The sequence below is a fragment of the Hydrogenophaga sp. FW305-3-2-15-A-LB1 genome, from assembly GCF_058787875.1.
This window is the reverse complement of the sequence record NZ_JBYTAE010000035.1, coordinates 23910-46683: the sequence shown is the minus strand read 5'-3', so window position 1 is coordinate 46683 and position 22774 is coordinate 23910. Positions and strand designations below refer to the sequence as shown.

Sequence of the window (22774 nt, the reverse complement as noted above, 5' to 3'; positions counted from 1 at the left end):
CATGATGGCCTCGCCCTGGGACGGTGCCGAGCTCGACGCCGCGTTCGGCGGCCCCATGGCGCCGTTCCGGGGCCGGCTCGGCATCGGGCCACCGCCGGACGGACAGCACACCGTCGGCGTGCAGGCGCTGATGACGCCGGCGCACCTGGCCCAGGTGCGCCGGTTTTTCGATGCCGCGCACGGCGCGACCGACGCGCGCGTGGTGGCGTCGATCTGGTCGAAATGGCACTTCGCCATCGTGATGCCGGCCTGGTTCATCGGCCGCGTGCTGATGGGCCGGCGCCTGCCCACCGCGCTCGATGGCGTGAGCTTCGACCTGGACGCGCAAGGCCGCACGCTCTGCCTGCGCCTGCCCGCGCCGGGCGAACCCGACGGCGAGGCCGGCGACCCCGACACGTCCTGGCACGAATTCCTGCACCAGCACCTCGTGCCCTTTGTCGAACAGATGGCCGAGCGCACCGGCGTCACGCGCCGCGTGCTGTGGAGCAACGCGGGTAACCTGTTCGAGGCCTTCATCCGCCGACTGGATGAGACCCACCCCGGCTTGCGCGGCCTGGCGCCCGCGCGCGAGTGGCTGGAGATGCCCACCCCCCTGCACCGCCCGGTGATCTACCTGCCGCGCGCCGAGGGCGTGCACCGCATGCGGCGCATCTGCTGCATGCGTTACCTGGTGCCGGACCGCGTGTTCTGCACCACCTGTCCGAGTCCCCTGCTCAACGCGTCCAACAGCGCGTGCCGACCCCCATGACCACCCCATCGAAACGCAGCCTGTGGCGCTCCCTGAAGGACGGCATCCGCCTGGCGCGGCCGTACTTCGGTTCATCGGAGCGGGCCATGGCCCGCGCCCTGTTCATCGGCGTGATCGCGCTCCAGCTGGCCATGGTCGGCATCGACGTCGCCATCAACCACTGGCGCGGCGCCTTCTTCGAGGCGCTGCAGCAGCGCAACGGCGGCGAGTTCATGCGGCAGATGTGGATCTACTGCGGGATCGGCGTCGGCTTCGTGCTGGTGAACACCTTCCAGACCTACGTGACGCAATGGCTGTCGATCCGCTGGCGCCGCTGGATGAGCGACGGGCTGGCCGCGCGCTGGCTGGACGGGCCGGTGCACTACCGCCTGCAGGTCATGGGCGACGGGCCGGACAACCCGGACCAGCGCATCGCCGAGGACGTGCGCTCGTTCGTGCGCCTGGCGATCTCGCTCACCGTCGGCCTGATCGGCGCGCTGGTCTCGCTGGCGTCCTTCGTGTTCATCCTGTGGGAGCTGTCGGCGAAGGCGCCACTCACCTCGCTCGGTCTGTCGTGGGACCTGCCGGGCTACCTGGTGTGGGCCGCGCTCGCCTACGCGATCGTCGGCACGGTGATCACGCACCTCGTCGGCCGCCCGCTGATTCCGCTGGAGGTGGAGCAGGAGCGGCGCGAGGCGGACTACCGCTACGCGCTGGTGCACGTGCGTGACGACGGCGAGGCCATTGCCCTGGCCCGCGGCGAAGCGTGGGAACGCGCCGGGCTGGCGCGCCGGTTCGAGGCGCTGATGCGCAACACCTTTGCGCTGATGCGCCGGCAGCGCTCGCTCTCGTTCTTCACCATGAGCTACCGCCACGCCTCGCTGGTCTTCCCCTACATGATCATGAGCCCGCTGTACTTCGCCGGCAAGATGACGCTGGGCGTGCTGATGCAGGCGGGCTCGGCCTTCGCGCACGTGCGCACCGCGCTGTCGTACCTGATCACCTCGTACACCACGATCGCGGAAGCCGCCGCGGTGATCCAGCGGCTCACCAAGTTCGAGGCGGCGATCGAGCAGCGCCGCCAGGCGCGCACGGCCTTGCCGATCGCGCCCACCGCCGCGGAGGGTCTGTCAGTGCGGGGGTTGAGCGTGGGCGCGCCCGGCCACGGAGCGCCCATCGCCCAGGTCGATGCGCTGCAGGTGCGGGCCGGTGAACAGCTGCTGATCGTGGGCGCGCCGGGCGCGGGCAAGACCAGCGTGATGCGCGCCGTGATGGGCGCCTGGCCGCTGGCCTCGGGCGAGGCGGCCAGCGGCTTCCTACGGCCCTGGGTGGTGCAGCAGCAGAGCTACCTGCCCCTGGGCGGCAGCCTGCGCGAGGGCCTGCTGTACCCGATGGACGCGGCCGAGGTGCCGCTCGCGTCGGCGGCGGCCGCGCTGGAGGCGGTCGGGCTGCAGCGGCTCGTCGAGCCGCTGTCGACCGACGCGCCGTGGAACGAAGCGCTCTCCGCCGGCGAACGCCAGCGCCTGGGCATCGCGCGGGCCCTGCTCGTGCGCCCCGATGTGCTGTGGCTGGACGAGGCCTTCAGCTCGCTGCCGGCCGATGAAGGACGGCGGCTCTACGGGCTGCTGCGGCGCGAGCTGCCGGCCATGGCCATCGTGGCCCTGGCCCACGAGGCACCGGCGTGGCTGAGCCCGACCCGGGTCATTGCGCTCGCCGGCGCGCCAGTTCGATGAAGGCCTGCAGGTAGTCGGTCTGCAGATCGGCCTCGCGCGCGCCGAGAAAGATCTGCTTGGCGATGCCGCGCGGCCCCAGGCGCACGGGCACCACGTCGACCTTGGCCGCGTACTCCTCCACCAGCCAGCGCGGCAGGGCCGCGACGCCCCGGCCGCTGGCCACCATCTGCAGCATGATGTCCGTGGTCTCGATGGTCTTGTGGCGCCGCGGCGTGATGCCGGCGGGCTGCAGGAACTGGTTGTAGATGTCCAGGCGGTCGGTCTCCACCGGGTAGGTGATCAGCACCTCCTGCGTGAGCTGCCGGGGCTTCACGTAGGGCAGCCCGGCCAGCGCATGGCCCCGCGCGACCACCAGCACCTGTTCGTAATCGAACACCGGCTCGTAGCGCAGCCCGGGCTTGTAGAGCGGGTCGGGCGTGACCAGCAGGTCGATCTCGTGGCCGAACAGCGCGCCGATGCCGCCGAACTGGAATTTCTGCTTCACGTCCACGTCCACGTCGGGCCAGGCCGCGAGGTAGGGCGAGACGACTTTCAACAGCCACTGGTAACACGGGTGGCATTCCATGCCGATGCGCAGGCTGCCGCGTTCGCCTTTCGCGAACTGGCGCAGCTGGTCTTCCGCCTGGTCCAGCTGCGGCAGCACGCGCCCGGCCACGGCCAGCAGGTACTGCCCGGCCTGCGTGAGGCGCAGGCTGCGGCCTTCGCGCAGCCAGATGTCGGTGCCCAGCTGCTGCTCCAGCTTCTTCATGCTGTGACTCAGCGCCGATTGCGTGACGCACAGCACCTCGGCCGCCGCCGTCAGCGAGCCCTGTTTCTCGACTTCCTGTACCACGGCGAGATGGATGCGTTCCAGCATGATGAATGAGTGAAATTCATGAATACGTGAGATAAGACCATTTTACTTCATCGATCCATTTGCCTACCATCCGCCGCTCTTTCCTTTCAATTTCCACCTCAGAGCGGCCCATGACCACCCTCCACAACCTCGGCTTTCCCCGCATCGGCGCCCGGCGCGAACTCAAGTTCGCGCTCGAGTCCTACTGGAAGGGCGAGTCCTCGCGCGATGCCCTGAAGGCGCTCGGCGCGCAATTGCGCCAGCGCCACTGGGCCGACCAGGCCGGCCTGGACTTCGTGCCCGTGGGCGACTTCTCGTTCTACGACCAGGTGCTGGACATGAGCTTCACGCTGGGCAACCTGCCCCAGCGCGTGAGCGGTTTCCATGGTGATGCGCTGGACAACCTGTTCCGCGTGGCCCGGGGCCGCTCGGCCCAGGCCGTGGAAGAGCACGGTGCCTGCTGCGGCGGCGTGGCCGCGGGCGAGATGACCAAGTGGTTCGACACCAACTACCACTACATCGTCCCCGAGTTCACGGCCACCACCGACTTCCAGCTCGACGCCTCGCGCCTGCTCGCGCAGCTCGCCGAAGCCCAGGCCCAGGGCGTGAAGGCCAAGCCGGTCATCGTGGGCCCGGTGACCTACCTGGCGCTGGGCAAGGCCAAGGACGGCAGCGACAAACTCGCGCTGCTGCCGCGCCTGCTGCCGGTCTACACGCAGCTGCTGGACGCGCTGGCCGCGCAGGGCGTGGAGTGGGTGCAGATCGACGAACCGCTGCTCGTCACCGAACTCGACGCCGAGTGGCAGCACGCGTTCAACACCGCCTACCACCACCTGAAAATCTGCCGCACCAAGCTGCTGCTGGCCACCTACTTCGGCCCCCTGCTGGAGAACAAGTACCTGGCCGCGCACCTGCCGGTGGCCGGGCTGCACATCGACACCCTGGACGCGCGCGACGACGTGCTGCCCCTGATCCACCTGATGCCCGCGCACAAGGTGCTGTCGCTGGGCGTCGTCAGCGGGCGCAACATCTGGAAGACCGACCTCACGGAACTGCTGGACTGGCTGGAGCCGCTCGCGCAGCGCCTGGGTGAGCGGCTGTGGATCGCGCCCTCGTGCTCCCTGCTGCACGTGCCGGTGGACCTGGGCAGCGAACAGAAGCTGGACGCCGAGGTGAAGTCCTGGCTGGCCTTCGCGCTGCAGAAGCTCGATGAACTGAAATTGCTGGGGCGCGCGCTGAACGAAGGCCGCGACGCCGTGCGCGACGAACTCGCCGCCAACCGCGCCGCGCTGGCGGCGCGCCGGGCGTCGGCGCGCGTGCACAAGCCGGCGGTGCAGGCCGAGGTCGCGGCGATCGACGCGCGCCTCGGCCAGCGCCAGAGCCCCTATGCCGAGCGCGCACCGCGGCAGGCCGCGCTGCTGAAGCTGCCGGCCTACCCCACCACCACCATCGGCTCGTTCCCGCAGACGGCGGAGATCCGCCACGCGCGCAGCGAGTTCAAGGCCGGGCGCCTCGACGCGGCGGGCTACCGCGCGGCCATGCAGGCCGAGATCGCGCGCAGCGTGCGCGAGCAGGAAGCGCTGGGCCTGGACGTGCTGGTGCACGGCGAGGCCGAGCGCAACGACATGGTGGAGTACTTCGGTGAGCAGCTCGACGGCTATGCGTTCAGCCAGTTCGGCTGGGTGCAGTCCTACGGTTCGCGCTGCGTGAAACCGCCCATCCTGTTCGGCGACATCGCCCGGCCCCGCCCGATGACGGTGGAATGGATCACCTACGCGCAGTCGCTCACGGACAAACCCATGAAGGGCATGCTCACCGGGCCGGTCACGATCCTGAACTGGTCCTTCGTGCGCGACGACCAGCCGCGCTCGGTCTCCTGCCAGCAGCTCGCACTGGCGATCCGCCAGGAGGTGCTGGACCTGGAACAGGCCGGCGTGCGGGTGATCCAGATCGACGAGGCCGCGCTGCGCGAAGGCCTGCCGCTGCGCCGCTCGTCATGGCAGGACTACCTGGGCTGGGCGGTGGAATCGTTCCGCCTCACCGCCAACGGCGTGCGCGACGAGACGCAGATCCACACCCACATGTGTTATTCGGAGTTCAACGACATCCTCGCCTCGATCGCCGACATGGACGCCGACGTGATCACCATCGAGACCTCGCGCTCGGACATGGAGCTGCTCGACGCGTTCGACCACTTCAACTACCCGAATCAGATCGGCCCGGGCGTCTACGACATCCACTCGCCCAACATCCCCACGCAGGACCACATCGTGCAGCTGATGAAGAAGGCGGCGCGGCGCATCCCCGCCGAGCGCCTGTGGGTGAACCCGGACTGCGGGCTCAAGACCCGCCAGTGGCCCGAGGTCATCCCGGCGCTGGGCAACATGGTGGCCGCGGCGCGGGCCTTGCGCGCATCGGCCTGAGGCCAGCCACCCCGGCCGGGATCAGGCCAGGCCGCCGGCCGCGCCGGGCAGGTCGCGCCGGGGCCGGGGGTGGCGCTTGCCATTGAGCAGCTGGCTGATCCAGGTGTGGCGCACGAAGAGCTGGTAGCTGCCCAGGCAGACCAGCGTGGTGGCCGTGATGTTGATGGCGATCTTGAGCAGGGCGGGCAGTGGCAGCTGGTACAGCAGCGCGCCGAACAGGATGGTGAACGGGAAGTGCACCAGGTAGACCCAGTAGGCGCTCTCCGCGAGGTAACCCAGCACCCTGTGGCGCGACTGCAGGAAGCGCAAGGCCAGGCCGATCGACGCGAAGGCCCAGAGCCAGGCCGCGCAATGGAAGCTGTAGGCGCCCAGCAGCATGGGGCCGTGGCGCTGCGTCACCAGGCCGGACAGCAGGTAGAACCCCAGGCCGAGCGCCGCGAAGAGCCCCCAGCGGCGCTGGAACTGCGCGAACAGCACCGCCTGCTGCCCATGCAGCATCAGCCCGAAGCCGAAGTACACGCCGTAATGCACCCACTCGTTCCACGGCGGCAGGAAGGAGCCCGAGTTCACGATGAAGCCACGCGGGTAGCCGGCGGTGGCGGCCAGCAGCGGCAGCGCCAGCAGCGCGAAGCCCCAGGGCCGGCGCGCCACCCAGGCCAGCACCGCGCCAGCGGGCGCGAACCAGCGCCGGGGCAGGCGCATCAGCCCGGCGGTGATCACGCAGAACCACAGCAGCAGCCACAGGAACCACATGTGCATGGTGCTGATGCCGCGGTCGGGCACGTTCGCGGCCACGGCCAGGTCGAACCCCCATTGGTTGAGCGCCAGCCGGTTCAGGAACAGCAGCGCCGCCAGGCTGGTGAGCACCCACAGGATGGGCCAGAAGATCGCGAACGGCAGGGCCAGGCGCGCGAGCCGGTTGCGCAGCAGGCCGCCCGGGCCGCGCGATTCGGCCAGCAGCGCCGCGAAAAAACCCGCCAGGATGAAGAAGGCGGGCATGCGGAACACGTGGATGAAGCTCACCAGGGCATCGGCGAAGGCCGTGCGCTGCTCGTCGAGCCAGACGTTGGGCATGGGGTGCGTCGTGTAGACCGCCGCCACATGCAACACGATGCCCAGCCACATGAGGATGGCGCGCAGGTTGTCCAGCGCGTGGAGGCGGACCCCAACGGGCGCGGGCGCAGCGTGTTCACTCATGAGAGCGCGACATTAGCAGTTCGTGGGCGTTCGCGCCACCACCCGCGAGACCCCGCCAGCCGGCGGGGAGCGGCCGCTCAGCCCGGGCGGATGTGGTTGCGCTGGATGACCTCGGCCATGGCGGCCGTGTCGCTCTTGATGCGGCGCGCCAGGCCTTCGGGGCCAGTGCCGGCGACCTGCCAGCCCTGGCCGAAGATCTTCTGGCGGATGTCCTCGCGGCGCACGATCTCGGTCAGCAGGGTGGCCAGGCGGTTCACGTGCGCCTTGGGCAGGCTGTTGGGCGCGGCCACGGCGTTCCAGATCTCGAGCTGGAAGTCGCGCACGCCGGCCTCGCTCAGGCTGGGCACGCCGGGCACCAGGCTGCTGCGGCCGGTCGACGTGACGCCGATGGCCTTGAGCTTGCCCGCCGTCACCTGCGGCATGGCCAGGCCCGGGGGCAGCAGCGACATCTGCACCTGGCCCCCCAGCATGGCGGTGATGACCTGCGGGTTGCCCGGGTACGGCACGTGCACCGGCGCGATGCCGGCGCGGCTCTTGAGCAGCTCCATGCCCAGGTGGGCCACGGTGCCCACGCCGGGCGTGCCGTAGTTCCACTTGTCGCCGGAGGCGCGCGCGGCGGCGATGTAGGCCGCGCCGCTCTCGGCCACGCTGGCGGGCACGCTGAGCACCAGGGGCGCGACGGCGATCAGCGAGACGGGGGCCAGCTCGGTGATCGGGTCGTAGGTGGTGTCGGGGTTGAGGATCTTGGCGATCGTCATGTTGCCGTTGATCATCAGGCCGATGGTGTGGTCGTCGGTGGCGCGGGCCACCGCCGCGGCGGCGATGTTGCCGCCGGCACCGGGCCGGTTCTCGATCACCACCGGCTGGCCCAGGGCCTGCTGCAGCGGCTCGGCCAGGAGGCGCGCGGTGAGGTCGGGCGAGGAACCGCCGGGGAAGCCCACGATGATCTTCAGCGGCCGGCTGGGCCAGGCGGCCTGGGCGTGCGCGCTGGGCAGCACGGTGGAAGCGGCCACGGCGGCGGCGGTGGCCAGGGCATGGCGGCGGGTGACGGGGGTGTTCTGGAAGTTCATGTCTGCCTCTGGTTTCGGGATGGGTGCACAAGGATTCTCACTGCTCCGGAGCGCGGCCCGCAAAGAAAGAAGTGCACCCTCCAGAGGCATCAAGGGTCCGGCTGCGCCGGCCCGAGATGCCGTCCCCCCTCGAAGCGCCGAAGGCGCGCCACGGAGGGGGGAAGCCGCGCAGCGGCGCAGGGGGGTGTCTCATCATCTCATCGGCTCGGGCGGTCCGTCGTAGAGCCACGTATTGTCCAGCAATCGTTCGCCCAGCATGCTCATGGCGGAGTCCCGCGCCCAACGCAGCATGCCCTGGGCGTGGAAGACCACGCCGTTGCGCTGCGAGAGCTTCTGCACGCGCGCGTTGCGCTGCCAGCGGGTCCGGGCGTAGCGCGACAGCCGCAGCGCCCAGTCGCTGCCGGCCTCGCGGTCCTGCACCAGGCGCCCGAGCGTCCAGGCGTCCTCGATGGCCATGGCCGCGCCCTGCGCGAAATAGGGCCGCATGGGGTGGGCCGCGTCGCCCAGCAGGGCCACGCGGCCGCGCGCCTGTTCGTGCGGGCCGCGCAAGGCGGGCCGGTCGTTCAGCGGCCACAGCGTCCAGTCGGGCACGGCCGCGACCATGGCCATCAGCTCGCCGCAGGCCGGGCCCAGGGCGCGCCGCAGGTCGCTGGCGTGGGCCTCGTGTGTCCAGCCCTGGGGGTCGTCGCCGGGCGGCAGCTGGCCTTGCACCACCGCCACGAGGTTGAACCAGTCGCCCTGCTTCACCGGGTAGTGCACCACGTGCAGGCGCGGCGCCAGCCAGGCCGTGACCAGGTTGGCGCGCAGGGGCGTGGGCAGGTCCACCGAGCGCACCATGCCTCGGTAGGCCAGGTGGCCGGTGGCGCGCACGGGCGGCCCGCCGAGCAGGCCGGCGCGCACCCGGCTCCACAGGCCATCGCAGCCGATCAGCGCCTCGCCCGACAGCGTCTCGCCCTCCTCCAGCGCCACCTGCACGCCCTCGCCGTCTTCCGTCCAGCTCGCCAGCCGCGCGCCCAGGCGCAGCTGCACCTCGGGCCGGCGCTGCACCGCGCTCAGCAGCAGGCCGTGCAGGTCGGCGCGGTGCAGGGTGGCGTAGTGTTGCCCGTGGCGCGCCAGCGCCAGGGCGCCCAGGCGCAGGTGGCCGAGCTGGTTGGCCCGGTGGGCGTCGCGCACGCGCAGCGCCTCCGGGAACGCGGCGCAGGACTGCAGGGCGTCCATCAGGCCCCACTCGGCCAGCACGCGCACCGCGTTCGGCCCGAGCTGCAGGCCCGCCCCCACCTCGCCGAAGGCCTCGGCCTGCTCCAGCACCACCGAGCGCACGCCCGCGCGGGCCAGCGCCAGGGCGCAAGCCAGTCCACCAATGCCACCGCCCGCCACGATCACTTGTTGGTTCATGCGCGCGATTGTGCCGCCCCGGCCGGGCTGCGTGAGGTAGCGCACCAACAAGGCTGGGGGAACGCGATAGGCTGGCACTTCGATCACCCGGAAAGGACCTCCGATGACCGCCTCGCTCCAGCCCGCCACCGCCCTGGCCCGGGCGGCCAGCCAGCCCTACCCCAACGACAGCAGCGAGTACCGCGCCGCGCGCACGGCGCTGCTGGCCGAAGAGATCGAATTGCGGCGCCACATCGAGCGCGTGGCCGCGCAGCGGCGCGCGCTGCCGCCGGGCGGCGTGGCGGCCGATTACGAGTTCCGCGACGAGAACGGCAAGACGGTGGGCTGGAAGGCGCTGTTCGGCGCGCACGACACGCTGGTGACCTACTTCTGGATGTACGGGCCGCAACGCGAGCGGCCCTGCCCGATGTGCACCGCGTTCATCGGCTCGCTCGACATTCCCGCGCGCGACCTCTCGCAGCGCGTGGCGCTGGCGGTGATCGGCCGCTCGCCGGTGGAGCGGCAACTGGCCTTCGCGCGCGAGCGGGGCTGGAAGAACCTGAAGTTCTACGCGACGGTGGGCGACCGCTTCGCGCGCGACTACCGGGGCCTGGCACCCAATGGCGAGGAGTGGCCCGCGCTCGATGTCTGGGTGCGGCGCGACGGCCAGGTGCGGCACTTCTGGGGCTCCGAGCTCGGCGGCACGGCCGACCCGGGCCAGGACCCGCGCGGCGCGCCCGACCCCACGCCGCTGTGGAACATCCTGGACCTCACGCCGGGCGGGCGCGGCACGGACTGGTACCCCAGACTGGACTATGGCAACGGCGCCTGAACGCGCGCGTGCCGAGGGGCGAAGGGATCAGGCTTTCAGCCGGTCTTCGATGAACGCGACGACGCGCTCGAGGCGCTGCACGACCAACAGCTCGCCCGGCATGTCCGCGAACTGCGCCCGCGGCCCGAAGGCGATGACGGGTTTGTGGAACGCCAGGCACAGGCGCACCTCATCGCGGGTGCCGTGCGCACCCGGCAAGGCCACGACGACGTCGCTGCTCAGCACGTTCACGTGGTTGCGCGTGTGCAGCTCGGGTGGATCGGATGCGGCGCGGCGCGGGAGCGGCGTGACGATCCGGATGTCGACATGCGCGTTGGGGTAGCCCTCCAGCGGCCGAAAACCGTGCTCGGGGTCGGCCAGGGTGGGCAGCACCCCGATGGCGCAACCGCGCCGGCCGGGGTGTTCGTGAAACGCCTTGCCCACGCTCGCCATCACGCCCTGGCCACCGCCTGTGAGCAGGTGGTGGCCGGCCTCGGCGATCCACGCGCCCAGTGGTCTGGCGAGCCGGTTCCAGGGTCGGGAGCCCGAACCCATGACGCCGATGACGGCCATGGCACCCGGGGACGTTCAGAACGCCTGGACGTTCCACTCGTAGTCGAGCGCCACGGCGCTCACTGCGGCCAGGCGCTCCTCGGGCGACTGGGACAGCGACGCCAGCAAGCGCGCATTGAAGGCGTCGAGCGTCGCTTTGGCCTGGTCCGCCTGCGCGGGGTCCACCGCCTGGTCTTCGAACTTCTGCACATAGGAGTGGGCCGCGACGCCCACCACGAAATACAGCGCGGCGTTGTCCGGATCCGTCTTCATGAGGGCGAACGCGCCTTTGTAGAACGCCTTGAACTGGTCGGTTCCCGCCAGGCCCTGCGCAAACGTCTGCGCGATGTGTTGAAAAGTCATGCCGGAGGTTCTCCTTTAAGCGGGGACAGGGGACACGGGGGAGGATGCGATGCCACCATGGGCCTCGGACCACGCCCCCGGGGTTCGAAGAAATGCGGCCCATTCCGCGAGGGCCGATGGGTCGAACCCATCGCGCCCGCGCGCGGCATCCAGCACGTCCTGCCAGGTGCACAGGGCATGGACCCGCATCTGGTGCGCGTGCAGCATCGCGGTGGCATCGAAGGTGCCGTAGTCGAAGACCACGAAGACGTCGCGGACCACGGCACCCCGCGCGCGCAGTGCCTGGCAGAAGGTGAGCTTGGACAGGCCCGCGGCCATCAGGTCGTCCACCAGCAGCACCGCCGAGCCGGGCGCCACCACCCCTTCCACCTGCGCCTGGCCCACGGCCCGCTTGCGAACGTATTGCAGGGGCAGGTTCAAGGCATCCGCCATCCAGGCCGCGAAAGCGATGCCGCTGGACTCTCCTCCCGCCACGGCGGCCAGGCCCTCCAGGGCGCCGGCGGCGCGAAGCCGGGCCAGGGCCTGCTCCAGCAGCACCTGCCGCGTCCGCGGAAACGAAATCAGTCGCCGGCAATCCATGTACACCGGGCTGGCCCAGCCCGATGGCAAGCGGAAAGGCTCATCGGTTCGGCAGCTGACGCAGCCCGCCTCGATCAGCAGCTCGGCCACCGCGTGGGCGGAGGATGGGTTGGGCATCATGGCGACTCCGTCAATGGGTCCACCCGCTCCAGCAGGCGCCGCAAGCGCTGCGCGCCCGTGCGGCCCTTGTAGGCGCTCTTCCAGAGGCGGCCGATCATGTCCTCGTACAGGCGCACGGCTTCGGGTGAGGCGGTCACGGTGGCAATGCCGTTGCGCACGTTGGGCAACTCGCCCAGCCGGAAAGGGCTCACCGCCAGCACGGTGCGCTGGTTCCCGGAGAACAGCTGGAAGGTCGACGAGGGCATGGCATCGTCGATCAGGCCGATCTGCACATTCAGCGGCTCGCTCTCCATCAGATCGGCAATGCGCACCACTTCGTTGCGCGCGGCCCGCACGCGCTGCATCCGGACCTCGTGCGGGAGATCGACCCGCCCGACCAGCCCCGTCAGCACGAAGCGCTCCAGCTCGCGCATGCCGATCAGGCTCACGATGCTCATGCGGCGCTGCTCGAAGAACCGCCGACGCTCGGCCAGGATGGTCAGCATGTCCTCCACTTCGCCCTGGCGCGCTTTGCCCTGGGACTTCGGCGAGGCCTCGAGCAGCATTTCCCGCAGGTGCGTGAGGTACTCGTCGGAGGTCAGCAGCAAGGAAATGGGTTCGAAGTGGGCCAGGATGCGGTCGGATGTCTGCTCGAGCTGGCGCATGCGTTCGAACAGGCCCAGGGCGTTCGAGTAGTACTCGACCTCCACCCCCAGCAAGGAGGCCAGCGACGTGTTCAGCAGCTGGGCCAGCCTTTCCAGGGTCTCGATCTTGACGATCTCGCCCTTCTCCATGCGGTACACCACCGCGCGCGACACGCCGAGCTGCTCGGCCACATCCTCGGCCTGCAGCGACGCGCCGATGCGGTAGGCCTTGAGCCGGTTGCCCAGGTCCGCATAGTCAATCGAGGAAGCTGGCGGCAAGACGGGTGTGCTCATCTCTTTTTCACTCGGTCGAATCAAAAAAGAGAATATAGGGCACCTGCTGGAAAAGACATACCGGCATCGGGCGGGTGAGCCAGTCCCGCCGCGCACCGTTCGGCGGCGCACCCGCATGCCAGGGGGAAGAACGGACGAATTCATGGGCAGGCTCCGGGCCGTGGGTGCTCGATGGGAAAAGGGGATCGTGCTCATGGCGCCAGGCGCACCTGCCAGGGCACGGTGCTCCCGCCCAGGAAAGGGTGGATCGCCGCGCCGCCGGGCAGCGCCACGTTGTCGGGCACCGCTTGCGGCGCGCGCAGCAGGGTGAGGGTGTCCTCGTTGGGAGAGAGGCCGTAGAACCGGGGCCCGTTGAGGCTTGCAAAGGCCTCCAGGCGATCGAGCGCGCCGGCCTGATCGAAGACCGTGGCGTAGGCCGCCAGGGCGGTGGGCGCATTGAAGATCCCGGCGCAGCCGCAGGCGGATTCCTTGAACGCGCGCGCGTGGGGCGCCGAGTCGGTGCCCAGGAAAAAGCGCGCGTCGCCCGAGGTCGCCACCTGGATCAGGGCCAGCCGGTGGCGCTCCCGCTTCAGGATCGGCAGGCAGTAGAAGTGCGGCCGGATGCCCTGGGTGAAGATGGCATTGCGGTTGAACAGGAGGTGCTGCGGCGTGATGGTCGCGCCCAGGCGCCCGCTGTGATCGGACCGCACCACCTGCGCCGCCTCTTCGGTGGTGATGTGCTCCAGCACCACCTTCAGCGCGGGGAAGTCGCGCAGCAGCGGCTGCAGCGTGCGCTCGAGAAACACCGCCTCGCGATCGAACACGTCCACCGCCGGGTCCGTGCTCTCACCGTGCAGCAGCAGCGGCATGCCGATGGCCTGCATGCACTCCAGCGCCGGCGCCACCTTGGCCATGTCCGTCACGCCAAATTCCGAATGCGTGGTGGCGCCCGACGGGTACAGCTTGACGGCGCTGAACACGCCCTCTTCGTGGCCGCGGCGCAATTCGTCGGGCGGCGTGTGGTCGCAGAGGTAGGCGGTCATCAGGGGCGTGAAGCGATCGCCCGCAGGCACCGCGGCCAGGATGCGCGCCCGGTAGGCGCGGGCCGCCTCCACCGTGGTCACCGGCGGCTGAAGGTTGGGCATCACCATCGCCCGGCCGAACGACCCTGAGGTGTAGGGCAGCACGGTGGCCAGCACGTCGCCATCGCGAAGATGCAGGTGCCAGTCGTCGGGGCGTCGGATCGTGATCAGGTCGGTCATGGTCGGCCTCTTCAGGCGATGCGGCTGGCCGCGACGGAGAGCGCCTGCACGCCCAGCATGAAATCGTCGAGATCCATGGACTCGTGCGGGTTGTGCGAGCCGTTCTGGTTGCGGATGAACAGCATCGCGCTGGGAATGCCCGCGTTGGCGAACAGCGCGGCGTCGTGCCCGGCGCCGCTGGGCAGGACTTCGTAGGCCGCCCCCTGGTCCGCGCAAGCCTGCGACAACAGGGCGCACAGGCGCTCGTCCATGGTGGCGGGCTCGCTCAACAGGCGGCGGTCGAAGCGGAAGCTCACGCCCCGCTCACGGGCGATCGCGCTCACCTCGGCCTGCACCAGCTGGTAGAAGGCTTCGAGCGTGTCCGTGCTTTTGCTGCGCGCCTCCAGGCTGAAGCCCACCTGGCCGGGAATGCGCGAAATGGAGTGTTCCGCCGGGTCCGTCTGCAGGATGCCCACCGTCACCACCAGGTCGGTGCCGCGTTCCAGCAAGGCCCGCCAATGGGCGTCCAGCCGCATGACCAGGTCGGAGACGGCGAAGACGGCATCATGGCGGAGCCAGCGCGGCACCACGCCGGAGTGCTGGGCATCGCCCAGGCACTCGATGCGGTTGTGCCGGACGTTGCCACGGATGCCCGACACCACGGCCAGCGGCAGCTGGCGCGCCACCATCACCGGCCCCTGCTCGATGTGGAGTTCGATATAGGCCTTGACCGCCGCCTTGTCGATGAGCACGTCCTGCGCGCGGACCGCCTCGATGTCGGCGCCGCTGTGCTTCATGCAATCGGCCAGGCACTCGCCGGTGCTGCGCTGGCGCAGCGCCAGGTCCTCGGCGCCCAGCTTGCCGAACAGGGCGCCGGAGCCCATGTAGGCCTTGCCGAACCAGGCGCTTTCCTCGCCCCGGAAGGCGATGGTCTGGATGGGCACCGCGGGACTGACGCCCTGGCGCCGCAGGGCCACCTGGCACAGCAGGCCCGCCACGACCCCGGCCAGACCGTCGAAGTTGCCGCCTTGCGGCACCGAGTCGATGTGCGAACCGATCCAGACCGAAGGCCGGTCCACCGGCGCGTCCGGCAGCGAGAACACCACGTTGGCGGCCCGGTCCGAGGTGGCCACCAGCCCCTCCGAGCGCGCGAAGTCCCGCAGGTAGTCCGCCGTGGCGGTTTCGCCCGGGCCGTAGCTTTCCCGCGTCACGCCCACCCCGTCGAACGAGAGTTCACGGACATCGGCAAAGAGTTTTTCGGCCAGGGGCCGAAGTTCAACAAGGTTCATGGCAGTCGCCGGCGGTGGGCATCAACCCGATTGCTGGGCAAAGCGCAACCAGCGGTCGGAGAGCTGCCGATCCAGCCGGACCTGGCCGGTCAACTCGCGGACGTGGGTCACGCCGGTCTCGTCGCAGAAGGCGTGAAGCCCGTCGATGATCTTCTGCATCGCACCGGGATCGATGAACGACGCGGTGCCGACCTGGACGGCACTGGCACCGGCCAGCATGAACTCGACCGCGTCCTCGGCGTTGGAGATGCCGCCGCAACCGATGACCGGGATGCGCACGCTGCGGTAGCACTGGTGCACCATGCGCAAGGCAATCGGCTTGATGGCGGGCCCGGACAAGCCGCCCATCACATTGCCCAGCTTGGGCTTGCGGGTGCGGACGTCGATGGACATGCCCAGCACCGTGTTGCCCATCACCAGGGCGTCCGCCCCGGCCTCCTCGGCGGCTTTCGCCACGGCGGCAATGTGCGATGCGTTGGGCGTGAGCTTGACCCAGAACGGGTGCTGGGTTCGCCGCCGGATGGCGCTCACCACCTTGTAGGTGGTTTCGGGCGTCATCGCGAAGGCCATGCCATCGGCCTCCAGGTTGGGGCACGAGATGTTCGCCTCGATCACGGCGACCTCCGGCAGCGACATCTCCTCGATGGCCTGCGCGAACTCGTCCACCGTGTCGGCCGAGATGGACACGACGACCGGCGTGTCGAACCGCGTGTAGGGCGGCAGCACCTCGCGCCGGTAGTGTTCCAGGCCTTTGCTCGGGATGCCGATGGAGTTCATCATCCCGCCGTGGGTTTCGGTCACCCGTGGCGTGGGGTTGCCCGCGCGGGGTTTCGGCGAGACGCTCTTGATCACCAGCGCGCCCAGGCGGTTGAAGTCCAGCGCTTCGGCGTATTCGATCGCGAAGCAGCCGGAGGCGGGCATGACGGGGTTGCGCAGCGCGACGTCGCCCACTTTGACATTGAGATCAGCCAAACTCCACCTCCCCCACCACCTGATCGATCGAGAACACCGGGCCTTCGCGGCAGACGCGCAGGAACCGCTTGTCGCCGCCGTGATCGAACAGCCGCACACAGGAGAGGCAGACCCCCATGCCACAGGCCATCCGCTGTTCCATGGCGACTTCACCGCGCGTCTGCGGATAGTCCTTCAGCACCTGCTGCAGCAACATGAGCAGGCGGTGCGATCCACAGGTGTAGACCACGTCGTGGTGCTGCGCGTCCATCAGCCGGCGCACCAGGGCCTCGACCGCCTCGACCGACGAGCTGCCATCGCTGTCATGGACCACGTGCACATCGGCCTGCGCACCGCGCAGGAATTCGTCGCGCATCAGGTCCTGGGGTGCGCGTGCCGACATCACCGCCGTGATGGCGATGCCCGAGCGCGCCGCCAGTTGCAGCAAGGGCGCCATGGTGGCCAGGCCGACGCCCCGCGCCACCACCAGGATGCGCCGGACACTGGCGTCCAGCACGAAGGTGTTGCCCAGCGGGCCGACGATGTCCATCTGCCCCCCCACGGCCAGCGTCGCCAGGGCCTTCGTGCCCAGGCCGGTCACGTTGTAGAGGAATTCGATCGTGCCGGGTGCGGGGCCGACGCCATAGACGCTCATCGGCCGCAGCAGGAAGGGCTTCATGTCGTCGGTCGACGGGCACTTGAGCTGGTAGAACTGCCCGGGCCGGGTGATGGCGGCGAGATCCACCTCGGTGGTGAGCCGGAGGTACTTGTAGCGGTCGTTGACCCAGCGGTGCTCCACCACCTCGCAGCGGTGCGAGGCCACCGCCTCGGCATTGCGCTGGAAGCAGGCGCGCTCGGTCATGGTGGCGCAGGCCCGTGGTGCGGCCGGGAGACGCTGGAGCGCTTCGGTCATTCCAGCTCCTTGCCCTTGAGTTCGGGAATGAGGAACACCGTGGCCACCATGTCCAGCAGGTAGATGGCGGCCAGCAAGGCGATGGCGATCTGGAACGAATAGGCACTGACCAGCGCCCCCACGACCACGGGCCCGAACCCACCCACGCCGCGGCCGATGTTGAACAGCACGTTCTGCGCCGTGGCACGGGCCTCCGTCGGGTAGGCCTCCGACATCAGCGCACCGTAACCACCCAGCATGCCGTTGACGAACATGCCCAGCACGGCACCCGCCCACAACATCTGGATGGGGTCGGTCAGTTGCGAATAGAACAGCACCATGGCCACGGCGCCCGCCTGGAACAACAGGAAGCTGGGCTTGCGGCCGATGCGATCGGCCAGCTGGCCGAAGATGAAGATGCCAGCCATCATCCCGAGGATGGTCACCGAGGTCCACAGGGCCGATTTGGTGAGGTTGAATCCGAGCTGCTTGGCCAGAAAGCTGGGCATCCAGATCATGATTCCGTAGTAGCCGAAGTTCTGCACCGAGCACAGCACCACGATGCCCGCGCTGATCTTCGTGGTCGCCTTGTCCTTCACCAGCAGCCTGAAGGCCTGCCCCTTCGACGCCGGCCTGGCGGCCTGGCGCACGAACACCTCGGGTTCATGCAGCTTGTTGCGGATCACCCAGGCCACCAGGGCGGGCAGCACCCCCACCAGGAACATGCCACGCCAGCCGATGACGGGCAGGAGCAAGGGCGTCAGCAAGGCGGCGCCGAGCACGCCACATTGCCAGCCCAGCGCCACGTACGAGGACACCCGCGCGCGGTGTTTGGCGGGCCAGGCCTCGGCCGCCAGCGCCATGCCGATGCCGAACTCCCCGCCCAGGCCGATGCCCGCGATCGTGCGGTAGATCAGCAAGTCCCAGTAGCCCTGCGCGAACGCGCACAGGCCGGTGAAGACGGCGAACAGCACGATGGTCCAGGTGAGCACCCGGATGCGCCCGTACCGATCGCTCAGCGCCCCGAAGACGATGCCGCCAAAGACCGCGCCCACCAGGGTCCAGGTCACCAGGGACCCGGCCTGGCTGGGCGTCAGTTGCAGCTCGGCCGAGATCGCGCTGAGCATGAAGCCCAGGATCAGCAGGTCGAATCCATCCATCGCATAGCCCACCGCCGAGCCCGCCAGGGCTTTCCAGCTGTAGCCATCCACCGCATCTTTCTTGCTCATTTGAGTCTCCACCCCGCAGGGCTTTCGTTGCACGGGACATCGCCGCAAGGCTTCGGCGAGGTTCGACATCTCTTCTATGTTTTGATACTAGTATCTTTTTTGATACTTGTCTCGTTCATGAGATAAGTGTTTTCCCGGATGCGACGGCCGGTGATGCGGCGTCAAGGCGCGCGCAGAGGCCCGCGCCTCATGGCCGAGGGCGCGGTGCGATGGTGGGGAAATGGGAGGCGCTCAGCACCGGTTCTGCAGGCGCAGCCGGTGGGCCGGAACGGTTCGCCGTTCAGGCCTTTTTCGTGGCGCGCCGACGCACGGGCCGCTGCACGACGTGCCGGCGCGTGCCCTCGACGTTCAGAGGATGCGGTTGAACCAGAGCACCGACAGGCCTGCCGACAGCAGCGCGAGCAGCGAGGCGGCCAGGGCCAGCAGACCGGAGATTTCGGTTTCCTTCTTCTCCACCGTCAGCCGCGAGCTCAGGGTCTCGTAGACCTTCTTGAGGTTCTCGGCGGTGCCGGCGTAGTAGTACTCGGCCTGCGTGGCGCGCGCCACTTCCTTGAGGCTTTCCTCGTCGAGCCGCACGCGCATGGACCAGCCTTCGAAGCCGATGATCTCGCCGTCCACCGTGCCCACGCCCACGGTGTAGACGCGCACCCCGCGCTCGGCCGCCATCTTCGCGGCCTCGGCGGTGTCCACGCCGGTGGTGCGCTGGCCGTCGGTGAGCAGGATGATCGCGGCCGAGGTGTAGGAGCCCGGCGCCACAGGCGTGAAGGTCTTCTCGTCGGGCTTGGGCTGGTCGAGCGAGCGGCCCTTGGGCGCGAACGGATCGGTGTTGCGGCTGTAGGTCATGTCGCCGAGGTTGATGCGCTGCTCGGGGAACAGCTCGGAGAGCGAGACCACGATGGCGCTGCCGATGGCGGTGGCGCGCTGCAGCTGGAACTTGTCGATCGCGGTGACCAGGTCTTCGCGGCTGAGCGTGACGGGCTGCACCACCTGCGCCGAGCCCGCGAAAGCGACGATGCCGACCTTCACATGGCGCGGCAGTTCGGCCAGGAAGGCCTTGGCCGCGTTCTGCGAGGCCACCAGGCGGTTGGGCTTGACGTCTTCGGCGCGCATGCTGCCCGAGACGTCCATCGCCAGGATGATGGTCTGCTGGGTCGAGGGCAGCACGATGGTGGCCATGGGCCGCGCCGAGGCCAGCAGCATGATGCCGATGGCCAGCAGCAGCAGCACCGGGGGCACGTGGCGGCGCCAGCCCGGGCCTTTGCCCATGGCCTCGCGCACGATGGACAGGCTGGCATAACGCAGCGCGGTCTGCTTGCGCCTTCGCAGCAGCCACACGTAGAGCAGCACCAGCAGCGGCAGCGCGAGCAGCAACCACAGCAACTGCGGCCAGAGAAAGGTGACGGGCCAGTTGTTCATGATGGACGGGCTCCTTCGCGTGGGACGCCGCTGAAGCTGCGGCGGTCCCGGGTAGGCAACTGGGTGGGCACAGGGCGTGCGCCGGTGCCGTTGCGCGTCTCGCGCAGGCGGCGCTTGCGCAGGTCGATGAAACGCAGCACGGCCTCGGCCAGGTCGTCGTCGGTGGACAGCTCCAGGGTGTCGACGCCGGCGCGGCCCAGGCTTTCGCGCAGCTGCGCCTCGCGCTGCGCGGCGATGCGCGCGAAGCGCTGGCGAAAGCCCGAGTCGTGCGTGTCGACCAGGAGCTGTTCGCCGGTCTCGGCATCGCGGATCGGAATCAGGCCGAGGTCGGGCAAGTCGAGTTCGAGCGGGTCGAGCAGGCGCACGGCGACCACGTCGTGGCGGCGCGCGAGTTCGCCCAGGGGTTTCTCCCAGCCGGGCTCGCTGATGAAGTCGGACACCACGAACACGGTGCCGCGCTGGCGCACGGTGTGCACAGCGGCCTTGAGGAGGTCGGCGAGCTGAGTCACGCCGTTCTTCGCGTTGGCGTGCACCGGCGGCTGCAGCACCATCTGCATGAGCCGCAGCACCTGGGTGCGGCCGCCGCGCGCGGGCAGCACCGCGTCCACCACGGGCTGGCCGCGCGAGCCGTAGAGCACGGCGCCCACGCGGTTGCCGTGGCGCCCGATCAGGCGCGCGAGCACGGCGGTGAAGTCCAGCAGCACCTGGCTCTTGCGCTGCTCGCCCGAGCCGAAGTCCACCGAGGGGCTGAGATCGAGCAGGAACCAGGCGGCCATCTCGCGGTCTTCGGTGAATACGCGCACGTGCGGCGTCTGCAGGCGCGCGGTCACGTTCCAGTCGATGTGGCGCACGTCGTCGTGGTGCTGGTACTCGCGCAGGTCGGCGAGGTCGAGGCCGGAGCCGCGCATGAGGGTGCGGTAGTCGCCCTGCAGCAGGCCGTCGAGCCGGCGCAGCACGGTCCATTCGAGCCGGCGCAGCAGCGCCTCGGCCCGGCGCGCGACCGGCGTGGCGGCGGCCGCGGCGTTCGCCGGCGCTCCGCCTTTCCTGCCGAACAGCCGCCCAAGCATGTCAAGCCACCTTTTTCTCGTGTTCCAACGGCCGGGCCGGCGCGGGAATGTGTTTCATGATGCGGCCGATCAGGGTTTCGCTGGTCAGGCCTTCGGACAGGCCCTCGTAGGACAGCACCACGCGGTGGCGCAGCACGTCGGGCACGAGGTCGGTCATGTCTTCGGGCAGGGCGTAGCTGCGCCCGCGCAGCATGGCCAGGGCGCGCGCGCCTTCCACCAGGCCGATGGTGGCGCGCGGGCTGGCGCCGAAGGTGATGAGGTGCGCCATGTCCTTGATGCCGTGTTTCTCGGGCGTGCGCGTGGCCGAGACCAGCTTGACCGCGTACTGCACGAGCGAAGGGTCCACGTACACCTGCCGGCATTGCGCCTGCAGCGCGGCGAGCTGGTCGGTGGTGGCCACCGCGTTGACGTTGACGGCCGGGCCGGTGACGCGCTCGACGATGACGAACTCCTCTTCGTCGCTCGGGTAGTCCACCATCACCTTCATCATGAAGCGGTCGACCTGCGCCTCGGGCAGCGGGTAGGTGCCTTCGGTCTCGATCGGGTTCTGCGTGGCCATCACCAGGAAGGGGTTGGGCACCTTGTGCGTTTCGCCGGCGATGGTCACCTGGCGTTCCTGCATCACCTCCAGCAGCGCGCTCTGCACCTTGGCCGGCGCGCGGTTGATCTCGTCGGCCAGCAGCAGGTTGGCGAACACGGGGCCCAGCGAGGTGCTGAAGTCGCCGGTCTTCTGGTTGTAGATGCGCGTGCCCACGAGGTCGGCGGGCACCAGGTCGGGTGTGAACTGGATGCGCTTGAAGCGGCCCTGCACGACGCTGGCCAGCGTCTTCACGGTGAGGGTCTTGGCCAGGCCGGGCACGCCTTCGACCAGCAGGTGGCCCTGGGCCAGCATGGCGACCATGACACGTTCGAGGAACCGGTCCTGCCCGACCACCACGCGCTTGACCTCGTACAGGATCTGCTCCATGAGCTGGGCGGTGTCGGGGGCGGTGCTTTGGTCCATGGAACGCTCCTGTGAAGAAAGGAAGAACTAGAACGGGGGCAGACCGGCGGCGCTGGCGGCGCTCTCGATCGGCACTGCAAAACCGATGCCAAGGAAGGTGCGGTGGCTGGTCGGGTTGAGGATGCCGGTGACGATGCCGACGACCTCGCCGTCCATGGTGACCAGCGGGCCGCCCGAGTTGCCGGGGTTGGCCGCGGCGTCGAACTGGATCAGGTTGCCGATCTCCTGCTCGCCCTCGGGCGACTTGAAGGCGCGGTCGAAACCGGAGATGACGCCCGACGAGGTGGAGGGGCCGATGCCGAAGGGAAAGCCCACCGCGACCACCTCGTCGCCGGGCACGAGGTCGCCGGTGGATCGCATGGTGGCGGCGATCAGGTCGTCCGGGATGGTGTGGGCCTGCAGCACGGCCAGGTCGTTCTGGGCCTGCACGCCGGTGATGCTGGCGCCGGATTCGGTGCCGTCGGCGAACACCAGCTTGATGGTCTGCGCGTGCTGCACCACATGCAGGTTGGTCAGGATGATGCCCTTGTCCACGATCACCACGCCCGTGCCCACCCCCATTTCCTGCTCCTCGCCCTTCTTGTCCTTGCCGTAGGACATGACGCGCACCACGGCGGGGCGGATCTTCTCCGCCGCGCGCGCGGCCTTGGACGGGATGTTCTGGGTGGTGAGGGTGCGCAGCACGGCCGCGTCGATGTCCTTCTGCGTCAGCGCCTTGGGCCCGTTCGCGCTGCCCTGCCAGGCGCTGGCGGCCAGCAGGGCCGCGAGCAAGGCCAGGGCCGACCACATGACGCGCGGGCTGGCCGCCCAGCGGGCGGCGGCGGCCCGCCAGCGGCGCCGGCGCGGGATGGGTGCCACCGGGGCGTCGGCCTGTGCAGCGGCCGGCCCGGCGCCTTGAGCGCCCGCCTTCGGCACCCCGGGGCGGGTGGACGGGCTGTACAAGGCAGGCTTTCGCATGGCGACTCCCGAAGGGCAGAACGAAAACACATCATGCCGCGTTGCGGCA

The 22774-nt window shown here is 69.6% G+C and carries 21 protein-coding genes; 4 read left to right on the top strand and 17 right to left on the bottom strand.

What is annotated here, in order from left to right:
* The first annotated feature begins 1 nt into the window (after position 1).
* A complete protein-coding gene (fhuF, locus tag AC3WPZ_RS12735; protein ID WP_444687158.1) occupies positions 2-748 on the top strand; it encodes a siderophore-iron reductase FhuF in 747 nt (248 codons plus the stop codon).
* Complete coding sequence (locus tag AC3WPZ_RS12730) at positions 745-2460, top strand: ABC transporter ATP-binding protein/permease (RefSeq protein ID WP_444687159.1); 1716 nt, start codon at positions 745-747, stop codon at positions 2458-2460. Before fhuF ends, AC3WPZ_RS12730 begins: the two co-directional genes overlap by 4 nt.
* On the opposite strand, the gene AC3WPZ_RS12725 is transcribed toward AC3WPZ_RS12730, so the two are convergent.
* Positions 2429-3316 carry a LysR family transcriptional regulator gene (locus AC3WPZ_RS12725; RefSeq protein ID WP_382321148.1) on the bottom strand — a complete coding sequence of 296 codons (888 nt, stop codon included), beginning with the start codon at positions 3314-3316 and terminating at the stop codon, positions 2429-2431. The two genes, AC3WPZ_RS12730 and AC3WPZ_RS12725, sit on opposite strands and share 32 nt — an antisense overlap.
* A gap of 110 nt (positions 3317-3426) precedes the next feature.
* Here AC3WPZ_RS12725 and metE point away from each other — a divergent pair, with 110 nt between their 5' ends.
* On the top strand, positions 3427-5718 hold the full coding sequence (gene metE, locus AC3WPZ_RS12720; RefSeq protein ID WP_444687160.1) for a 5-methyltetrahydropteroyltriglutamate--homocysteine S-methyltransferase: 2292 nt from the start codon (positions 3427-3429) through the stop codon (positions 5716-5718).
* Between the two features lie 21 nt (positions 5719-5739).
* On the opposite strand, the gene AC3WPZ_RS12715 is transcribed toward metE, so the two are convergent.
* From AC3WPZ_RS12715 to AC3WPZ_RS12705, 3 genes are all read right to left on the bottom strand, one after another.
* The gene (locus AC3WPZ_RS12715) at positions 5740-6915 is read right to left on the bottom strand and encodes an acyltransferase family protein (protein WP_382156041.1); all 1176 of its coding nucleotides are present in this window, start codon (positions 6913-6915) and stop codon (positions 5740-5742) included.
* Positions 6916-6992: 77 nt separating this feature from the next.
* On the bottom strand, positions 6993-7985 hold the full coding sequence (locus AC3WPZ_RS12710; protein WP_444687161.1) for a Bug family tripartite tricarboxylate transporter substrate binding protein: 993 nt from the start codon (positions 7983-7985) through the stop codon (positions 6993-6995).
* A 192-nt stretch (positions 7986-8177) separates the two neighbouring features.
* Entirely contained in the window at positions 8178-9380 is a 1203-nt protein-coding gene (locus AC3WPZ_RS12705; RefSeq protein WP_444687162.1) for an FAD-dependent monooxygenase, read from the bottom strand.
* Between the two features lie 103 nt (positions 9381-9483).
* On the opposite strand from AC3WPZ_RS12705, the gene AC3WPZ_RS12700 reads away from it, so the two are divergent.
* The gene (locus AC3WPZ_RS12700) at positions 9484-10191 is read left to right on the top strand and encodes a DUF899 family protein (RefSeq protein WP_444687163.1); all 708 of its coding nucleotides are present in this window, start codon (positions 9484-9486) and stop codon (positions 10189-10191) included.
* 27 nt (positions 10192-10218) lie between these two features.
* On the opposite strand, the gene AC3WPZ_RS12695 is transcribed toward AC3WPZ_RS12700, so the two are convergent.
* The 13 genes from AC3WPZ_RS12695 to AC3WPZ_RS12635 all read right to left on the bottom strand — a co-directional run bounded on the left by AC3WPZ_RS12695 (position 10219) and on the right by AC3WPZ_RS12635 (position 22725).
* A complete protein-coding gene (locus AC3WPZ_RS12695) occupies positions 10219-10743 on the bottom strand; it encodes an SLOG cluster 4 domain-containing protein (protein WP_382321157.1) in 525 nt (174 codons plus the stop codon).
* 15 nt (positions 10744-10758) lie between these two features.
* Positions 10759-11085, bottom strand: a complete 327-nt coding sequence (locus tag AC3WPZ_RS12690) for a hypothetical protein (protein WP_382321159.1) — start codon at positions 11083-11085, stop codon at positions 10759-10761.
* A 15-nt stretch (positions 11086-11100) separates the two neighbouring features.
* A complete protein-coding gene (locus AC3WPZ_RS12685; protein WP_382321162.1) occupies positions 11101-11784 on the bottom strand; it encodes an orotate phosphoribosyltransferase in 684 nt (227 codons plus the stop codon).
* Positions 11781-12701 carry a helix-turn-helix domain-containing protein gene (locus tag AC3WPZ_RS12680; RefSeq protein WP_382321165.1) on the bottom strand — a complete coding sequence of 307 codons (921 nt, stop codon included), beginning with the start codon at positions 12699-12701 and terminating at the stop codon, positions 11781-11783. The genes AC3WPZ_RS12685 and AC3WPZ_RS12680 overlap by 4 nt, the downstream gene beginning before the upstream one ends.
* A 191-nt stretch (positions 12702-12892) precedes the next feature.
* On the bottom strand, positions 12893-13942 hold the full coding sequence (gene pyrC / locus AC3WPZ_RS12675) for a dihydroorotase (RefSeq protein ID WP_444687165.1): 1050 nt from the start codon (positions 13940-13942) through the stop codon (positions 12893-12895).
* Between the two features lie 11 nt (positions 13943-13953).
* Positions 13954-15210, bottom strand: coding sequence for a hydantoinase/carbamoylase family amidase (locus AC3WPZ_RS12670; RefSeq protein WP_444687166.1), 1257 nt, complete (start codon positions 15208-15210; stop codon positions 13954-13956).
* A 21-nt stretch (positions 15211-15231) separates the two neighbouring features.
* Positions 15232-16182 carry a dihydroorotate dehydrogenase gene (locus AC3WPZ_RS12665; RefSeq protein ID WP_382321173.1) on the bottom strand — a complete coding sequence of 317 codons (951 nt, stop codon included), beginning with the start codon at positions 16180-16182 and terminating at the stop codon, positions 15232-15234.
* The gene (locus tag AC3WPZ_RS12660; RefSeq protein ID WP_444687496.1) at positions 16175-17023 is read right to left on the bottom strand and encodes a dihydroorotate dehydrogenase electron transfer subunit; all 849 of its coding nucleotides are present in this window, start codon (positions 17021-17023) and stop codon (positions 16175-16177) included. Before AC3WPZ_RS12660 ends, AC3WPZ_RS12665 begins: the two co-directional genes overlap by 8 nt.
* A 47-nt stretch (positions 17024-17070) precedes the next feature.
* A complete protein-coding gene (locus AC3WPZ_RS12655; protein ID WP_444687167.1) occupies positions 17071-18282 on the bottom strand; it encodes an MFS transporter in 1212 nt (403 codons plus the stop codon).
* A 348-nt stretch (positions 18283-18630) separates the two neighbouring features.
* Positions 18631-19698 (bottom strand): VWA domain-containing protein, encoded by a 1068-nt coding sequence (locus tag AC3WPZ_RS12650; RefSeq protein WP_382156004.1) that lies wholly within the window; start codon positions 19696-19698, stop codon positions 18631-18633.
* A complete protein-coding gene (locus tag AC3WPZ_RS12645) occupies positions 19695-20765 on the bottom strand; it encodes a DUF58 domain-containing protein (protein WP_382321181.1) in 1071 nt (356 codons plus the stop codon). Before AC3WPZ_RS12645 ends, AC3WPZ_RS12650 begins: the two co-directional genes overlap by 4 nt.
* Position 20766: 1 nt before the next feature.
* Complete coding sequence (locus AC3WPZ_RS12640; RefSeq protein ID WP_444687168.1) at positions 20767-21768, bottom strand: AAA family ATPase; 1002 nt, start codon at positions 21766-21768, stop codon at positions 20767-20769.
* Between the two features lie 27 nt (positions 21769-21795).
* Positions 21796-22725, bottom strand: a complete 930-nt coding sequence (locus tag AC3WPZ_RS12635) for a S1C family serine protease (RefSeq protein WP_444687169.1) — start codon at positions 22723-22725, stop codon at positions 21796-21798.
* Between the last annotated feature and the right edge of the window lie 49 nt (positions 22726-22774).

Excerpts from the sequence above, each read along its gene's own strand:
- fhuF (WP_444687158.1), top strand. The coding sequence starts at position 2 with ATGATGGCCTCGCCCTGGGACGGTGCCGAGCTCGACGCCGCGTTCGGC.
- AC3WPZ_RS12730 (WP_444687159.1), top strand. The coding sequence starts at position 745 with ATGACCACCCCATCGAAACGCAGCCTGTGGCGCTCCCTGAAGGACGGC.
- AC3WPZ_RS12725 (WP_382321148.1), bottom strand. The coding sequence starts at position 3,316 with ATGCTGGAACGCATCCATCTCGCCGTGGTACAGGAAGTCGAGAAACAG.
- metE (WP_444687160.1), top strand. The coding sequence starts at position 3,427 with ATGACCACCCTCCACAACCTCGGCTTTCCCCGCATCGGCGCCCGGCGC.
- AC3WPZ_RS12715 (WP_382156041.1), bottom strand. The coding sequence starts at position 6,915 with ATGAGTGAACACGCTGCGCCCGCGCCCGTTGGGGTCCGCCTCCACGCG.
- AC3WPZ_RS12710 (WP_444687161.1), bottom strand. The coding sequence starts at position 7,985 with ATGAACTTCCAGAACACCCCCGTCACCCGCCGCCATGCCCTGGCCACC.
- AC3WPZ_RS12705 (WP_444687162.1), bottom strand. The coding sequence starts at position 9,380 with ATGAACCAACAAGTGATCGTGGCGGGCGGTGGCATTGGTGGACTGGCT.
- AC3WPZ_RS12700 (WP_444687163.1), top strand. The coding sequence starts at position 9,484 with ATGACCGCCTCGCTCCAGCCCGCCACCGCCCTGGCCCGGGCGGCCAGC.
- AC3WPZ_RS12695 (WP_382321157.1), bottom strand. The coding sequence starts at position 10,743 with ATGGCCGTCATCGGCGTCATGGGTTCGGGCTCCCGACCCTGGAACCGG.
- AC3WPZ_RS12690 (WP_382321159.1), bottom strand. The coding sequence starts at position 11,085 with ATGACTTTTCAACACATCGCGCAGACGTTTGCGCAGGGCCTGGCGGGA.
- AC3WPZ_RS12685 (WP_382321162.1), bottom strand. The coding sequence starts at position 11,784 with ATGATGCCCAACCCATCCTCCGCCCACGCGGTGGCCGAGCTGCTGATC.
- AC3WPZ_RS12680 (WP_382321165.1), bottom strand. The coding sequence starts at position 12,701 with ATGAGCACACCCGTCTTGCCGCCAGCTTCCTCGATTGACTATGCGGAC.
- pyrC (WP_444687165.1), bottom strand. The coding sequence starts at position 13,942 with ATGACCGACCTGATCACGATCCGACGCCCCGACGACTGGCACCTGCAT.
- AC3WPZ_RS12670 (WP_444687166.1), bottom strand. The coding sequence starts at position 15,210 with ATGAACCTTGTTGAACTTCGGCCCCTGGCCGAAAAACTCTTTGCCGAT.
- AC3WPZ_RS12660 (WP_444687496.1), bottom strand. The coding sequence starts at position 17,023 with ATGACCGAGCGCGCCTGCTTCCAGCGCAATGCCGAGGCGGTGGCCTCG.
- AC3WPZ_RS12655 (WP_444687167.1), bottom strand. The coding sequence starts at position 18,282 with ATGAGCAAGAAAGATGCGGTGGATGGCTACAGCTGGAAAGCCCTGGCG.
- AC3WPZ_RS12650 (WP_382156004.1), bottom strand. The coding sequence starts at position 19,698 with ATGAACAACTGGCCCGTCACCTTTCTCTGGCCGCAGTTGCTGTGGTTG.
- AC3WPZ_RS12645 (WP_382321181.1), bottom strand. The coding sequence starts at position 20,765 with ATGCTTGGGCGGCTGTTCGGCAGGAAAGGCGGAGCGCCGGCGAACGCC.
- AC3WPZ_RS12640 (WP_444687168.1), bottom strand. The coding sequence starts at position 21,768 with ATGGACCAAAGCACCGCCCCCGACACCGCCCAGCTCATGGAGCAGATC.
- AC3WPZ_RS12635 (WP_444687169.1), bottom strand. The coding sequence starts at position 22,725 with ATGCGAAAGCCTGCCTTGTACAGCCCGTCCACCCGCCCCGGGGTGCCG.